Raw genomic sequence first — 16,080 nt, forward strand, 5'->3', positions numbered from 1 at the left:
CGCAAGGGAATTACAGAAGGCGGGAGCGAAACATATGAGTCAATTTAGCAAGGATCAGGTTCAAGATATGTATTACCTATCGCCGATGCAGGAAGGGATGCTTTTTCATGCCATCCTGAATCCCGGCCAAAGCTTTTACCTTGAACAAATCACGATGAAAGTAAAAGGCAGCTTGAATATCAAATGTCTTGAAGAAAGCATGAATGTGATCATGGACCGGTACGATGTATTTCGTACCGTGTTCATTCACGAAAAAGTAAAAAGACCTGTCCAAGTCGTATTGAAAAAACGGCAGTTCCAAATAGAAGAAATCGATCTGACACACTTAACGGGCAGCGAGCAAACAGCCAAAATCAATGAGTACAAAGAACAGGATAAGATCAGGGGTTTTGATTTGACGCGGGATATTCCGATGCGGGCAGCCATTTTCAAGAAAGCTGAAGAAAGCTTTGAATGGGTGTGGAGCTACCACCACATTATTTTGGACGGATGGTGCTTCGGCATCGTCGTACAGGATCTATTTAAGGTATACAATGCTCTGCGCGAACAAAAGCCGTACAGCCTGCCGCCCGTCAAACCGTATAAAGACTACATCAAGTGGCTTGAAAAGCAGGATAAACAAGCATCACTGCGTTACTGGCGCGAATATTTAGAGGACTTTGAAGGACAAACGACGTTTGCGGAGCAAAGAAAGAAACAAAAGGACGGCTATGAGCCGAAAGAGCTGCTCTTTTCACTGCCGGAGGCGGAAACAAAGGCCTTTACCGAGCTTGCAAAATCGCAGCATACCACTTTAAGTACGGCGCTGCAGGCAGTCTGGAGCGTATTGATCAGCCGCTATCAGCAGTCTGGCGATTTGGCCTTCGGTACAGTTGTTTCAGGGCGTCCCGCGGAAATCAAAGGCGTTGAACATATGGTCGGGCTGTTTATCAACGTTGTCCCGAGACGTGTGAAGCTGTCTGAGGGTATCACATTTAACGGCTTGCTCAAGCAGCTGCAGGAGCAATCGCTGCAGTCTGAGACGCATCAATATGTGCCGCTTTATGACATCCAAAGCCAGGCTGATCAGCCGAAACTGATTGACCACATCATTGTTTTTGAGAACTATCCGCTTCAGGATGCGAAAAATGAAGAAAGCAGTGAAAACGGCTTTGATATGGTGGATGTTCATGTTTTTGAGAAGTCGAATTATGATCTCAACCTGATGGCTTCCCCGGGAGATGAGATGCTGATTAAGCTTGCCTATAATGAGAATGTGTTTGATGAGGCGTTTATCCTGCGCTTGAAATCTCAGCTTCTTACAGCAATTCAGCAGCTCATCCAGAATCCTGATCAGCCTGTCAGCACGATCAACCTCGTTGACGACAGGGAGAGAGAATTTTTGCTAACCGGCTTAAACCCGCCGGCTCAAGCTCATGAAACAAAGCCTCTGACGTATTGGTTCAAGGAAGCAGTGAACGCCAATCCGGATGCACCGGCGCTTACGTATTCCGGCCAGACCCTGTCTTATCGCGAATTAGATGAGGAAGCGAACCGCATTGCACGCCGGCTGCAAAAACACGGTGCGGGCAAAGGCTCTGTTGTAGCGCTGTACACGAAGCGCTCACTTGAACTGGTGATCGGCATTCTCGGTGTATTAAAGGCGGGAGCAGCCTATCTGCCGGTTGATCCGAAGCTGCCAGAGGACCGAATCTCGTATATGCTGGCTGACAGTGCGGCAGCCTGTCTTCTGACGCATCAGGAGATGAAAGAACAAGCGGCTGAGCTGCCGTATACAGGCACAACGCTCTTCATTGATGATCAAACACGGTTTGAAGAACAGGCAAGCGATCCTGCAACCGCGATTGATCCTAATGATCCGGCATATATCATGTACACGTCCGGCACAACCGGAAAGCCAAAGGGCAATATGACCACTCATGCCAATATTCAAGGATTGGTCAAGCATGTAGACTACATGGCATTCTCTGAGAAAGATACATTCTTATCTGTTTCCAATTACGCCTTTGACGCATTTACCTTTGATTTCTATGCTTCTATGCTGAATGCGGCACGGCTCATTATCGCAGATGAACATACGCTGCTTGATACAGAACGGCTCACAGATCTGATCCTGCAAGAGAATGTCAATGTCATGTTTGCGACAACCGCACTATTTAATCTTCTCACGGATGCGGGAGAGGATTGGATGAAGGGACTACGCTGTATATTATTCGGCGGAGAGCGCGCGTCAGTGCCTCATGTCAGAAAAGCGCTGCGGATCATGGGGCCGGGCAAGCTGATTAACTGCTACGGGCCGACTGAGGGAACAGTGTTTGCGACTGCTCACGTCGTGCATGATATACCGGATTCCATCTCCTCATTGCCGATCGGAAAGCCGATAAGCAATGCCAGTGTTTATATTCTGAACGAGCAAAGCCAGCTCCAGCCATTCGGGGCGATCGGTGAACTGTGCATCAGCGGAATGGGCGTGTCAAAAGGGTATGTAAATCGTGCTGACCTCACGAAGGAAAAGTTTATCAAGAACCCGTTCAAGCCGGGAGAGACGCTTTACCGCACAGGGGATTTAGCGCGCTGGCTGCCGGATGGAACGATTGAATACGCCGGCCGTATTGACGACCAGGTCAAAATACGCGGACACCGGATTGAGCTTGAAGAAATCGAAAAGCAGCTGCAGGAATACCCAGGTGTGAAAGATGCGGTCGTTGTGGCGGACCGCCATGAGTCTGGCGATGCATCAATCAATGCCTACCTCGTGAACCGGACGCAGCTTTCAGCTGAGGACGTGAAGGCGCACCTGAAAAAACAGCTTCCTGCTTACATGGTGCCGCAAACCTTTACCTTCTTGGATGAGATTCCTTTAACGACGAACGGGAAAGTCAATAAACGGCTGCTCCCAAAACCTGATCAGGATCAGCTGGCGGAAGAATGGATTGGACCGCGGAACGAGATGGAAGAAACAATCGCACAAATATGGTCTGAGGTTCTCGGCAGAAAGCAAATTGGCATTCATGACGATTTCTTTGCGCTCGGAGGGCATTCCTTGAAGGCCATGACCGCCGCGTCCCGCATCAAGAAAGAGCTCGGGATTGATCTTCCAGTAAAGCTTTTGTTTGAAGCGCCGACGATCGCCGGCATTTCAGCGTATTTGAAAAATGGGGGTCCTGATCGCTTGCAGGATGTAACGATAATGAATCAGGATCAGGAGCAGATCATTTTCGCATTTCCGCCGGTTCTGGGCTATGGCCTTATGTACCAAAATCTGTCCAGCCGCTTGCCGTCATACAAGCTATGCGCCTTTGATTTTATTGAGGAGGAAGACCGGCTTGACCACTATGCGGATTTGATCCAGAAGCTGCAGCCGGAAGGGCCTTTAACATTGTTTGGATATTCAGCGGGATGCAGCCTGGCGTTTGAAGCTGCGAAAAAGCTTGAGGAACAAGGCCGTATTGTTCAGCGGATCATCATGGTGGATTCCTATAAAAAACAAGGTGTCAGTGATCTGGACGGACGCACGGTTGAAAGTGATGTCGAAGCGTTGATGAATGTCAATCGGGACAATGAAGCGCTCAACAGCGAAGCCGTCAAACAAGGCCTCAAGCAAAAAACACATGCCTTTTACTCATACTACGTCAACCTGATCAGCACAGGCCAGGTGAAAGCAGATATTGATCTGTTGACTTCCGGCGCTGATTTTGACATGCCGGAATGGCTTGCATCATGGGAAGAAGCTACAACAGGTGTTTACCGTGTGAAAAGAGGCTTCGGAACACACGCAGAAATGCTGCAGGGAGAAACGCTAGATAGGAATGCGGAGATTTTGCTCGAATTTCTTAATACACAAACCGTAACGGTTTCATAAATGAAGTGATGAAAGGAGGAGACAGCCAATGAGCCAACTCTTCAAATCATTTGATGCGTCGGAAAAAACACAGCTCATCTGTTTTCCGTTTGCCGGCGGCTATTCGGCGTCGTTTCGCCCTCTCCATGCTTTTTTGCAGGGGGAGTGCGAGATGCTCGCTGCCGAGCCGCCGGGACACGGCACGAATCAAACGTCAGCCATTGAGGATCTCGAAGAGCTGACGGATTTGTACAAGCAAGAACTGAACCTTCGCCCTGATCGGCCGTTTGTGCTGTTCGGACACAGTATGGGCGGAATGATCACCTTCAGGCTGGCGCAAAAGCTTGAGCGTGAAGGCATCTTTCCGCAGGCGGTTATTATTTCTGCAATCCAGCCGCCTCATATTCAGCGGAAGAAAGTGTCCCACCTGCCTGATGATCAGTTTCTCGATCATATTATCCAATTAGGCGGAATGCCCGCAGAGCTTGTTGAAAATAAGGAGGTCATGTCCTTTTTCCTGCCTTCTTTCCGATCAGATTATCGGGCTCTTGAACAATTTGAGCTTTACGATCTGGCCCAGATCCAGTCGCCTGTTCATGTCTTTAACGGGCTTGATGATAAAAAGTGCATACGAGATGCGGAAGGGTGGAAGAAGTGGGCAAAAGACATCACATTCCATCAATTTGACGGCGGGCACATGTTCCTGCTGTCACAAACGGAAGAAGTCGCAGAACGGATTTTTGCGATCTTGAATCAGCATCCGATCATTCAACCGTGATCAAAAGCGGACAGCTTCGGCTGTTCCGCTTTTTTTGTGTTGAATGCCAATTTTTGCATGGTATAATAGTCGAAATACTCAAATAAAGGAAGGTCGAAACATGCGCACGTCTCCCAGGATGAAATGGTTTGTATTGCTGTTTACGTTTGTTTTCGCCATCGGAATGAACTCATTCAGAAATTCCTTTCAATTTTTTATGCTGCCAATGGCAGACGCCTTCCATGCCGACAGGTCGCTGATTTCGGTTTCTGTCAGCATTTTTATGATCACAACCGGCATCGTCCAGTTTTTTGTCGGTTTTTTTATCGACCGTTTCAGTGTCAGAAAAATTATGGCGCTTGGAGCTGTCTGCATCAGCGCAAGCTTTTTGGTGCTTCCTTATTCACCGAATGTTCATGTGTTTTCCGCCATTTACGGTGTGCTTGGCGGAATCGGGTATTCCTGCGCGGTCGGCGTGACGACCCAATATTTCATCAGCCGTTGGTTTGACACACATAAAGGTCTGGCGCTTGCTATTTTGACCAATGCCAACTCTGCGGGCCTGCTGCTTCTCTCACCCATTTGGGCTGCGGCTCCGTATCATGCCGGCTGGCAGAGCACCTATACCATTTTGGGAATCGTCATGGCGGCTGTTCTGCTGCCGCTCCTCGTCTTTGGGATGAAGCACCCGCCACATGCGCAAGTGGAAACTGTGAAAAAATCTTATGATTGGCGGGGGTTTTGGAACGTGATGAAGCAATCCCGCCTCATTCATATCCTGTACTTCGGCGTGTTTACTTGCGGATTTACAATGGGAATTATTGATGCTCACCTCGTCCCGATACTGAAGGATGCGCATGTCTCTCATGTCAACGGAATGATGGCCGCGTTCGGGGCATTTATCATCATTGGCGGATTATTGGCGGGCTGGCTGTCAGATCTCCTCGGCAGCAGAAGCGTCATGCTATCCATCTTATTTTTCATTCGGCTGCTCAGCCTCATTTGCCTGCTCATTCCCATTCTCGGAATTCATCACAGCGACCTTTGGTACTTCGGGTTTATCCTGTTATTCGGACTCAGTTACACAGGCGTGATCCCGCTGACCGCGGCGTCAATTTCGGAAAGCTATCAAACAGGATTGATCGGATCGCTGTTAGGCATCAATTTCTTTATCCATCAGGTTGCCGGAGCTCTCAGCGTGTATGCGGGCGGTTTGTTTTTTGACATGACTCATGGTTATTTGCTGATTGTCGCTGTGTGCATCGTGTTTGTGGGTTTATCGGCTGTAATAGAGCTGGTGCCGTTTTTAGATAAACAAAAGGCAAAAGAAACCCACCAATCAATATAAAAGGATCAGCACTGTCAATGCTGATCCTTTTTAAATTTGAGTTTTTTTGTTTCGGTATTTTTAAGGATAATCTCCTTGAATCTGTTCATCTCCACTTCGGAATGAAAAAAATGTTTTGGGATCGCAATATATTGGCTGCTGGATGTATTGATGCGGAAGATATTCTTATATTCGAAAACAGCTGTGATTTCATCCCAATTGAAAATGAGGTCATATTTTTTAGAACATATACGAATTCCTTCTTGGTTCAGAGTATATGTTCTTTTCGATTTCATCCGTTCGTTCTTCTTGTATGCTCTGGAAAACTTCACATATAGAAGAAGGAGAAGCAGCAGTGTAAACAGAACGGACATCACGATAATCAACATACTGTTCATAAACAAGTTAAGCGCGTCACTGCCATAAACGATACGGGGCCATCCGTTAATGAAGTTAACTGCAGCAAATATGGCGCAAAACAACAGAAAGTAAAAGCATGATATTTTTGCGATTTGATAAAAAAAGATTTCTCTTACATCCTTAAAAGCGATTTCTCCTGGAAGATTGATACTTTCACTAGCATATTGAATCATACGGTAAACCTACACCTCTAACCATGTTTTTCCTTTCAGTCTAGCATAATTTCTCATTTTTTTGCAGGCATACCAGGGCGCTTTGTTTTTTTCTCCAGATTGATATTGCTCCCCACCACGCCAATCATAATACAAACAGCCCCGGCAAGATGATACCAGGCCAGGCTTTCGTTGAGAATCACAACTCCTGCAATCATCGTCACAATGGTAGATACATGATTAAAAGCACTCATTTTAAACGCCTCAATTCGCGACAGCGTATAGTTAGACAGAAATGAAGTGACAAGTGAAGACAGCACGCCCAAATACACAATGGCGAGAACGAAGCCGGGCTCCCGGAACGGCAGAAAATAAGTGCCGACTGTTCCCGCCGCTCCGTGACGCACAAGGGCGATGGCGTTGAAGACGACAAAGCCGATGGCTGACATGATGTAGGTGAGCTCGGTCAGCTTGAACCGCTGCGTCATTTTTCTGGCAGCAGTATTGTACATCGCTGAAGACAAAGCGGACAATAGGATCAGCAAAGACCCTTTTAAGCTGGCTGATTCCACGTCAACGCCTTTCATCACAAAAATAAACATGACGCCGGCAACGGATAAAACCGTGAACCCCTTTTGCGTCCACGTTGGGCGTTCCTTTAAAACATAAGCGGCAAAGACCATCGTGAAAATCGGAATGGCTGCTTGAATAATTCCCGCTTCAGAGGAGGACGAGTACACAAGGCCGAATGCCTGAAAGCTGAAAAATAACGCGGGATACAGCAGGGCGAGCGGCAAAATGGCAATGACGTCCTTTACGCGGATTGATAGCTTTACCCAGCCGAATAAGATCGGTACAGTGGCCGCAGCAAACGCAATGGTGAACCGATGCGCCAAAATATCAAACGGCTCTGCTGTTTGCAGTGCGATTTTTACGAATAGAAAGGATAAACCGATAATGAACGAATATAAAATAGCCGCTATATAAGCGGGGGCTTGCTGATGTTTAACCATAATGGGAAGGGCTCCTTTACCTGAATTGCAGCGCCGGTCGCTCCCTTTATTGTATGGCCGCGGTCAGAACGGTACAATGAGAAAAACAATGAACTGTACCGGTACAAAACAGGGGGAGAAGGCATGGAGAAATATATGAGTCTATTAATGAGGATAGAGGAGATGATGCAAAGCACCGCCTATCAAGAAGGAGACAGGCTTCCATCTATCCGTCAGCTGTCCGCCCGCTACCAAGTCAGCAAAAGCACAGTGATCCGCGCGCTGCAGGAGCTGGAAAAACGCCACCTTATCTATTCCGTTCCGAAAAGCGGCTATTATATTGTGAAAAAGACGGGAAAAGCCAAAAGCGGGCAGCAGGGTCCCATTGACTTTGCCACATCTGCGCCGGATCCCGATGTGTTTCCGTATCTTGATTTTCAGCACTGCATCAACAAAGCGATTGATACATACAAAAACGATTTGTTTATTTATGGGACGCCAAAGGGGCTTCCCTCACTCATCCGCGTACTCCGAAAGCTCTTGGCCAATCAACAGGTATTTGCGGATGAAAGGCATATTTTCATTACATCAGGTGTCCAGCAGGCGTTATCCTTGCTTTGTGCCATGCCGTTCCCAAATGGGAAAGAGAAGATCGCCATTGAACAGCCGGGCTACCATTTGATGGTCGAACAGCTTGAGACGCTTGGGATTTCCGCCATCGGGGTGAAACGAACGGAAGAAGGGCTTGATATAGCCGAGGTTGAGCGGTTATTTCAAACAGAATCGATTAAATTTTTTTATACGATGCCCCGCTTCCATAACCCGCTTGGGTGCTCATTGTCAGAGCGTGATAAACAGGAGCTTGTGAGACTGGCAGAAGCGTATGATGTCTACCTCGTTGAGGATGATTACCTCGGTGATCTGGAGGAAAATAAAAAGGCAGATCCGCTGTACGCATATGATCTGTCCTCACATGTCATCTATTTGAAAAGCTTCTCGAAAATGATATTCCCCGGCCTTCGCGTGGGGGCGGCTGTTTTGCCCGAAGCGCTGACTGACACGTTCTATGCGTACAAAAAGCTGAACGACATCGACTGTTCGATGATTTCTCAAGCGGCATTGGAGATTTACCTGAAAAGCGGTATGTACGGCAGGCATAAGGAGAAAATCAGAGATTCTTATAAAGAGCGGTCGCTGAGGCTACATCAAGCCATTCGAACTCACAGGCAGCTGGGAAGCGGCCGCTTTACGTTCTCCAGCGGGCAGGCACCCTGCGTGCACACCCACCTGGTGCTTCCTCAGGATCTGCCCGCCTCAAGAGTGATTCATAGGCTGAAAAAACAAGGGGTGATCCTTGAGGCGATAGACCGTCATTATTTATCAGATTATCCGAAAGAAAATCTATTAAAAATCAATATTTCCAATGTGAAAACGGAAGATATTGAGCGCGGTGTCAAGCTGTTGATGAGCCATTTATAAAAGCTCTTCGTACGAGACCATTGTGATATCCTCGGGGAAATCAGGGTGTGCGGCGCATACAGCCATTTTGTAGCCGGGATCGACCTCATACGTTTTGATATAGCATGGGGAATGGCTGTCCGGAAGCTCAATGGATACTTGTCCGTCCTGATGCAGGCGCACTGAAAAGGAATCAAGCGGAAGCGATAAGCCTTTGCCTTCCTGTTTGATAAAGCTTTCTTTCATTGACCATAGATGATAAAAATAGTCTGTCTGCTCGTCCTTGTCTTTTGCTAAAAGGTCGCTGTACTCTGTTTTTGAAAAGAAGCGCTTGGCGATCTCAAGACTGATCGGTTTCGTTTTTTCGATATCTATGCCGATCGGCTGTGAATCAAACGCGCAAATGACCCAGCGGCCGGAGTGAGAAATATTGAAATGAGCGTCGGGAAGATCAGGGATGCACGGCTTCCCGTATTCCTGCGTGCTAAAGCGGATATCGGATTTGTCCAACTGATACTGCCTGCTTATGACTGAGCGAACGAGCACATCTCCCAGCAGGGTGCGGTGAGCATCTTCTTTATGATAAAATCTCCGGCATTTCTCCCGTTTTTCAGGTGATATGAAAGACATGAACCGTTCATTTTCTTCCTGTGAAAGCGGGCGGTCCATATAAATTCCGTAAATCTTCATTCTAGATCCTCCGTCTGCAAAAGATTGTCAAAACCATCCTATCATACTTCCACAAGACTCATATAGAGGAGAAAATAAAAAAACAAAGCCAAGGCGGCTTTGCTTTAGTGTACAGGCGGAGATGCTTTCACAGCGGCTGTCCGCCTTGCCACAGCATAATTCAGCAACTGGATTGACTGGGGCAATGAAAAACGCAAAATAAGTCCGGTGAGGATGGCGGTCAAAATGGTGCCAAAACCGATCGGTCCGCCCATGCCCCATGCCGCAAACAAAATGGTTAATTCCATGCCGTTCCGCACCCATTGCACATTCCAGCCGGTTTTTTCTGTAATCAGCATCATCAGTGAATCACGCGGCCCCGCGCCAAGGCCTGCTGATACATAAACACCGACGCCGTAACCAATCAGCACCACGCCTAGAGAGAAGACGATGATCGAGCCTGTGTAGGTCGAGGGGGCAGGCAGAATGAAATTGAAAAAATCTATAAATACACCAATGAGCACCATATTCAGGAGGGCCCCAATTTTCGGCCAAGCTCTCGTAAACAATGACGTGAATCCGACGATGAGCGCTCCAATAATGATGGACCACTGGCCGACGGTAAGCCCGAAGTGCTGAAACAGGCTGTAATGAAATGCATCCCACGGACTAATGCCGAGTGCTTTTCCTTCTATCGTCAGGGATACACCAAAAGCCAAAATGATCAAACCGGCAAAATAAAATGTCCAGCGCAGAACAAGTTCTTGCTTCACGTGAGGTCCCTTCTTTCGTAAAAATCAGTCGATTGTCATTGTAGCACATCTGACAGAAGGGCGGAATAGGCGAAAGGGGCTCAACAAAAAAACAGGGCCGCCGTAGGCGCCCTGTTTCAGCGTGTTGGAAAACCCTTGCATTCGTTGTCAGGCCTGTGCTTCGGTGCTCACGAATTTAACATTCGCTGGCTCCAATGCTCGCCCTTCCTAGACTTCAAGGGTTTTCAATCACGCTGAAAATCACAAAATCCTAAAACGAATATCGTTTTAGGATTTTGTCAATAATCTGAAACAGGGCGCGGACGCCCTGTTTTTCTTATTACAGCGGGTTCAAAATCCGGTTCAAGAACCGCTGTGTCCGTTCTTCTTTTGGTGCGGAGAAAATTTGCTCCGGCGGTCCCTGCTCCACGATAACGCCGCCGTCGATGAAGATGACTTCATCCGCAACTTCCTGCGCGAACTTGATTTCGTGGGTCACGACGACCATGGTCCAGCCTTCATTGGCCAAGTTCTTGATAACCTTCAGCACCTCTCCGACAAGCTCGGGATCAAGCGCTGAGGTCGGTTCGTCAAACAGCATGAGCTCAGGCTGAATCGCCAGTGCGCGGGCGATGCCGACGCGCTGCTGCTGTCCGCCGGAAAGCTGGAATGGATATAAATCCATTTTGTCCTTCAATCCGACTTTATCAAGAAGCTGAATCGCTTCTTTTCTGACTTCCTCTTTGTTCCGTTTTTGCACCTGAACAGGGCCCTCCATCACGTTTTCGAGGGCTGTGCGGTGCGGGAACAGGTGATACGCCTGAAACACCATTCCGGATTTTCGGCGAAGCTTTAGGATATCCGCCTGTTTCACCTTTTTGGAGAAATCGATGGAGAAATCATCAAATGCAAGCTCTCCGCGATTTGGGATCTCCAGAGCGTTCAGGCAGCGGAGCAGCGTCGTTTTCCCTGAACCTGAAGGCCCAAGTATGGCGATGACTTTTCCTTTTTCAATCTTCATATCTATCTTTTTTAAAATTTCATTTTCACCGAATGATTTGTTTAATCCTTTAACGGTAAGCATACTCGGAACCTCCTTATTTGGCCACGTAGCGGTCAAGACGCCGTTCGATGACATGCTGGACGAGTGAGAGCAGGAAGCAGATAATCCAATAAATAAAGGCTGCTTCAATATAGATCACTAAAATTTGATCAAGATTCCGCGCGCCGATTTCCTGGGCTTTTCTGAACAGCTCAGCGACCAGAATTTGAGAGGCGAGGGATGTATCTTTAATCAGGCTGATAAAGGTATTGGATAATGGCGGGATCGACACACGAAACGCCTGCGGCAAAATGACGCGGAACAGCGTTTTTTGATGTGTCATGCCAATTGTGTAGCCGGCTTCCCATTGCCCTTTCGGCACGGATAAAATAGATGCCCGAATGATTTCAGATGCATAGGCGCCGACGTTTAATGAAAAGGCGATAACTGCGCTTGGAAATGGATCTAATGTGACGTTAAAGGCCGGGAACAGATAGAAAATGATGAACAATTGAACGAGAAGAGGAGTGCCGCGTATTGCGGATACGTATACGCTGAACACCCATCTCAAAGGTCTCACTTTCGACATTCTGGCAAGCGCCGTAATCAGCGCCAGGATCATTCCAAATATAAAGGAAAGAATCGTAAGGGGAATCGTATAGTAGATTCCCCCTGAAAGTATCGGCCAGAATGACTGCTGCACCAGATCCCACGGGATCGCCGTGCCAAGCGTCAATGCCGGCAGATTATTTAGAAACATCTTCGCCGAACCATTTTTTAGAAATTTTAGAAAGAGTCCCGTCCTCTTTCATTTCTTTTAATGCTTTGTTGACTTGATCAACAACCTCGCCGCTTCCTTTACGGAACGTGAAATATGTTGACTGAGGCTCACCTGTTTCAAACGCGATTTTCACGTTTTTATTGCCAGATGTTTTTAAGTAGTTCAATACGGCAAGCTTATCGTTGTATGTCATATCGACGCGGCCTTGCTGGATCATTTGAAGGGCCTGCGCCATACCTTCAACGCCTTCTACTTTAGCGCCGGCATTTGTAGCTAATTTGTTGTAGTTGCTTGTCAGTGATTGAGCTGACGTTTTTCCTTTTACATCTGCTTCAGACTTAATATCGTTGTTGTCTTTTTTCGTTACGACAACGGCTCTTGATGTTGTGTATTTATCTGAGAAATCATATTGATTTTCACGATCTGTTTTTCCGACTTGGTTGGCAACAACGTCAAACCGTTTGGAATTCAGGCCGGCAAACATACTGTCCCACTGTGTTTCCTTAAAGTCGACTTTAAGCCCGAGGCGTTTTGCGACTTCTGTGATAACTTCGACATCATAGCCAGTCAGTTTATCAGTGTCTTTGTCGTGGTAAGTGAACGGCTCATATGTTCCTTCCGTTCCGACTGTGAGCACACCTTTTTTCTTAATTGAAGCCCAAAGATCGCCATCTTTGGCATTATCTTTTGACTGATTGTCATTTCCTGCTCCGCAAGCTGCAAGAGCTGCAATACTTACGACCATGAATAAAGCCAATAATGCTTTTTTCATCTTATTCCCCACTTTTCTGGTTGATTTTATTGAAATAAAAAAATAGCTTACAAATCTAAAGGATAACTTTTTTTTAGTATGAGTCAAGTAATTGGTTTTCATAAGGCAAAATCTTTTAAAATAAATCCAAAAATTGCTGTGCCGGTTTAGGCAAATAACTGTCCGTTCTCCACATGACAGCCGGTGTCATAATGAAGGGATTATTTTCGATATGAACGGTGCGAACGTGATTTCTCATATGAACGGGAATCATTGTGACGGGCAAAATAGACGCGCCGAATCCGGATGACACGAGGCTGAGCAAAGTTGCAGAGTCGTGGCATTCACAAACAATGCGCGGCTCCAGGTTCAAACGATGAAATTCATTCATGACCTGATTATAGACGCCTTTTCCGTTGACAGGCCGCAGCAGGATCAGCGGAAATGAAGGAATGTCCACCATCTTAATGGTGTCTCCGCACGGATATCCGGCTTCATCTGAAAGCACGAGCACACATGGAATGTCATCAAGCTGCTTGAATTGTACTGTGTCACTTTTGATCAGTGTTGTCGTGACCGCCGCATCGATTTGCCGGCTTTCCAGCAGCTCCAACAGTGTCGCGGGCTCATTTTCCCAAATATTAAAGGTGAGATGGGGGTATCTCTCTTTGATTTGTGTTACTTTTTCAAGCATCAGAGCCGCGCAATAAATTGTTGATCCCACGGCAAGTGTGCCGGCTACTTCCTCCTTCAGCTCCTGTACCTCAATGACTGCATCTTCAAACCTATGCAGAATCTCTTTTGCTCTTTTTAGAAAAACAGCTCCTTCATATGTAAGAGTCATTTGTTTTTTCTTGTTCCGGTCGAACAGAACAACACCAAGCTCGTCCTCCAGCTGTTTGAGCTGCCTGCTTAAAGGCGGCTGCGCCATGTGAAGCTTTTTGGCTGCGGACGTGATTTTCTGTTCTTGGGCAATGGTAATGAAATATCGAAGCTGGCGAATGTCCAAAAGAAAGCGCCTCCTTATCATACCTTTTAGGTATGAAATATAGATTTAATAGATATTTTTCATATGGATATATCAGGAGTATGATTGAAATGAAAGCAGAATTCAAGCGTAAAGGAGGGGGCAAAGTGAAACTCGTTGTCGGAATGACAGGGGCAACAGGGGCCATTTTCGGGGTCAGGCTGCTGCAGTGGCTGAAGGCCGCCGGAGTGGAAACCCATCTCGTTGTGTCTCCTTGGGCAAACGTCACGATCAAACATGAAACAGGCTATACCTTACAAGAAGTAGAACAACTGGCCACATACACTTACTCACATAAGGATCAGGCGGCAGCCATTTCAAGCGGGTCGTTTGATACCGATGGAATGATTGTTGCGCCGTGCAGCATGAAGTCTCTCGCAAGCATTCGCACCGGAATGGCGGATAATCTGCTGACACGTGCGGCGGATGTCATGCTCAAGGAGAGAAAAAAACTCGTCCTCTTAACGAGAGAGACGCCTTTGAACCAAATTCATCTCGAAAATATGCTAGCGCTTACGAAAATGGGCACCATCATTCTTCCTCCGATGCCGGCATTTTATAATCAGCCGAGCAGCTTAGAGGAAATGGTTGACCATATTGCATTCAGAACGTTGGACCAATTCGGCATTCGGCTTCCTGAAGCGAAGCGCTGGAATGGGATTGAAAAACAAAAAGGAGGAGCTTGATCATGGCTTATCAAGATTTCAGAGAATTTCTCGCAGCCCTTGAAAAAGAAGGACAGCTGCTTACAGTGAATGAAGAGGTAAAGCCGGAACCGGATTTAGGGGCCGCCGCACGGGCAGCCAGCAATCTTGGCGATAAAAGCCCCGCGCTCTTATTTAACAACATTTACGGCTATCATAACGCGCAAATTGCGATGAATGTCATCGGCTCTTGGCCAAACCATGCCATGATGCTGGGCATGCCGAAAGACACACCGGTAAAAGAACAGTTTTTTGAATTCGCAAAGCGTTATGACCAGTTTCCGATGCCAGTGAAACGTGAGGAAACAGCGCCGTTTCATGAAAATGAAATCACAGAAGACATCAATTTGTTCGATATACTGCCTCTTTTCAGAATTAACCAAGGAGACGGCGGTTACTATTTAGACAAAGCATGTGTCATTTCCCGCGATCTTGAAGACCCTGACAACTTCGGCAAACAAAACGTCGGCATTTACAGAATGCAGGTCAAAGGAAAAGACCGCCTCGGCATTCAGCCTGTCCCGCAGCACGATATTGCAATCCATCTGCGCCAAGCTGAAGAACGCGGCATCAATCTTCCGGTCACCATTGCGCTTGGCTGCGAGCCGGTCATTACAACGGCGGCATCGACTCCGCTTCTCTATGATCAATCAGAATACGAAATGGCAGGTGCGATTCAAGGCGAACCATATCGCATCGTCAAATCAAAGCTGTCTGATCTTGATGTTCCGTGGGGCGCTGAAGTGGTGCTTGAAGGTGAGATTATTGCCGGAGAGCGCGAATATGAAGGGCCGTTTGGTGAATTCACAGGCCATTATTCCGGCGGACGCAGCATGCCGATTATCAAAATTAAACGCGTCTATCACAGAAACAATCCGATCTTTGAACATTTATACTTAGGCATGCCTTGGACAGAATGCGATTACATGATCGGCATTAACACATGCGTGCCGCTTTATCAGCAGTTAAAAGAAGCGTATCCGAACGAAATTGTGGCAGTGAACGCCATGTACACACATGGTTTAATCGCGATTGTTTCCACAAAAAACCGCTATGGCGGATTTGCGAAAGCGGTTGGCATGCGCGCACTCACAACGCCGCACGGACTTGGCTATTGCAAAATGGTCATTGTCGTTGATGAGGATGTCGATCCATTCAACCTTCCGCAGGTCATGTGGGCGCTTTCGACCAAAATGCATCCGAAACACGATGCGGTTATCATTCCGGACTTATCTGTCCTGCCGCTTGATCCAGGATCCAATCCATCAGGAATCACTCACAAAATGATTCTTGACGCCACTACACCGGTTGCGCCGGAAACAAGAGGGCATTATTCACAGCCGCTTGATTCTCCGCTAACAACGAAAGAATGGGAACAAAAACTAATGGACTTAATGAATAAATAAG

At 47.1% G+C, this 16,080-nt stretch carries 14 protein-coding genes; 6 read left to right on the forward strand and 8 right to left on the reverse strand.

Going from position 1 to position 16,080, the window contains the following annotated elements:
- Positions 1-34: 34 nt before the first annotated feature.
- The 3 genes from srfAC (at position 35) to NST79_RS02085 (ending at position 5,946) form a co-directional block, all read left to right on the forward strand.
- The gene (srfAC, locus tag NST79_RS02075) at positions 35-3,862 is read left to right on the forward strand and encodes a non-ribosomal peptide synthetase (RefSeq protein WP_212058848.1); all 3,828 of its coding nucleotides are present in this window, start codon (positions 35-37) and stop codon (positions 3,860-3,862) included.
- Positions 3,863-3,890: 28 nt separating this feature from the next.
- Positions 3,891-4,619 carry a surfactin biosynthesis thioesterase SrfAD gene (gene srfAD, locus NST79_RS02080; protein WP_003234568.1) on the forward strand — a complete coding sequence of 243 codons (729 nt, stop codon included), beginning with the start codon at positions 3,891-3,893 and terminating at the stop codon, positions 4,617-4,619.
- 100 nt (positions 4,620-4,719) lie between these two features.
- Positions 4,720-5,946, forward strand: coding sequence for an MFS transporter (locus tag NST79_RS02085; protein WP_212058847.1), 1,227 nt, complete (start codon positions 4,720-4,722; stop codon positions 5,944-5,946).
- A gap of 14 nt (positions 5,947-5,960) precedes the next feature.
- On the opposite strand, the gene NST79_RS02090 is transcribed toward NST79_RS02085, so the two are convergent.
- Both NST79_RS02090 and NST79_RS02095 read right to left on the reverse strand, forming a co-directional pair.
- A complete protein-coding gene (locus NST79_RS02090; RefSeq protein WP_212058843.1) occupies positions 5,961-6,518 on the reverse strand; it encodes a YcxB family protein in 558 nt (185 codons plus the stop codon).
- A gap of 53 nt (positions 6,519-6,571) precedes the next feature.
- The gene (locus NST79_RS02095) at positions 6,572-7,510 is read right to left on the reverse strand and encodes a DMT family transporter (protein ID WP_041336873.1); all 939 of its coding nucleotides are present in this window, start codon (positions 7,508-7,510) and stop codon (positions 6,572-6,574) included.
- A gap of 123 nt (positions 7,511-7,633) precedes the next feature.
- Between NST79_RS02095 and NST79_RS02100 the strand changes: the two genes are divergently transcribed.
- Complete coding sequence (locus NST79_RS02100) at positions 7,634-8,968, forward strand: PLP-dependent aminotransferase family protein (protein WP_212058842.1); 1,335 nt, start codon at positions 7,634-7,636, stop codon at positions 8,966-8,968.
- On the opposite strand, the gene NST79_RS02105 is transcribed toward NST79_RS02100, so the two are convergent.
- The 6 genes from NST79_RS02105 to bsdA all read right to left on the reverse strand — a co-directional run bounded on the left by NST79_RS02105 (position 8,963) and on the right by bsdA (position 13,951).
- On the reverse strand, positions 8,963-9,637 hold the full coding sequence (locus NST79_RS02105; protein WP_003234549.1) for a 4'-phosphopantetheinyl transferase: 675 nt from the start codon (positions 9,635-9,637) through the stop codon (positions 8,963-8,965). The two genes, NST79_RS02100 and NST79_RS02105, sit on opposite strands and share 6 nt — an antisense overlap.
- 104 nt (positions 9,638-9,741) lie before the next feature.
- Entirely contained in the window at positions 9,742-10,389 is a 648-nt protein-coding gene (locus NST79_RS02110) for a YitT family protein (RefSeq protein ID WP_003234545.1), read from the reverse strand.
- A gap of 319 nt (positions 10,390-10,708) precedes the next feature.
- A complete protein-coding gene (tcyC, locus tag NST79_RS02115) occupies positions 10,709-11,452 on the reverse strand; it encodes a cystine ABC transporter ATP-binding protein TcyC (RefSeq protein WP_046664288.1) in 744 nt (247 codons plus the stop codon).
- A 13-nt stretch (positions 11,453-11,465) separates the two neighbouring features.
- Positions 11,466-12,170, reverse strand: a complete 705-nt coding sequence (gene tcyB / locus NST79_RS02120) for a cystine ABC transporter permease TcyB (protein ID WP_003234541.1) — start codon at positions 12,168-12,170, stop codon at positions 11,466-11,468.
- On the reverse strand, positions 12,157-12,963 hold the full coding sequence (tcyA, locus tag NST79_RS02125) for a cystine ABC transporter substrate-binding lipoprotein TcyA (protein ID WP_014475786.1): 807 nt from the start codon (positions 12,961-12,963) through the stop codon (positions 12,157-12,159). Before tcyA ends, tcyB begins: the two co-directional genes overlap by 14 nt.
- Positions 12,964-13,078: 115 nt before the next feature.
- Positions 13,079-13,951 carry a LysR family transcriptional regulator gene (bsdA, locus tag NST79_RS02130; RefSeq protein ID WP_212058837.1) on the reverse strand — a complete coding sequence of 291 codons (873 nt, stop codon included), beginning with the start codon at positions 13,949-13,951 and terminating at the stop codon, positions 13,079-13,081.
- A gap of 89 nt (positions 13,952-14,040) precedes the next feature.
- Here bsdA and NST79_RS02135 point away from each other — a divergent pair, with 89 nt between their 5' ends.
- Together NST79_RS02135 and bsdC are read left to right on the forward strand one after the other, a co-directional pair.
- Positions 14,041-14,655 (forward strand): non-oxidative hydroxyarylic acid decarboxylases subunit B, encoded by a 615-nt coding sequence (locus NST79_RS02135; RefSeq protein ID WP_212058835.1) that lies wholly within the window; start codon positions 14,041-14,043, stop codon positions 14,653-14,655.
- A 2-nt stretch (positions 14,656-14,657) separates the two neighbouring features.
- Entirely contained in the window at positions 14,658-16,079 is a 1,422-nt protein-coding gene (gene bsdC, locus NST79_RS02140) for a non-oxidative hydroxyarylic acid decarboxylases subunit C (RefSeq protein WP_212058834.1), read from the forward strand.
- Position 16,080: the final 1 nt, after the last annotated feature.

The organism is Bacillus sp. PS196 (genome assembly GCF_037963555.1).
Lineage (GTDB): Bacteria > Bacillota > Bacilli > Bacillales > Bacillaceae > Bacillus > Bacillus subtilis.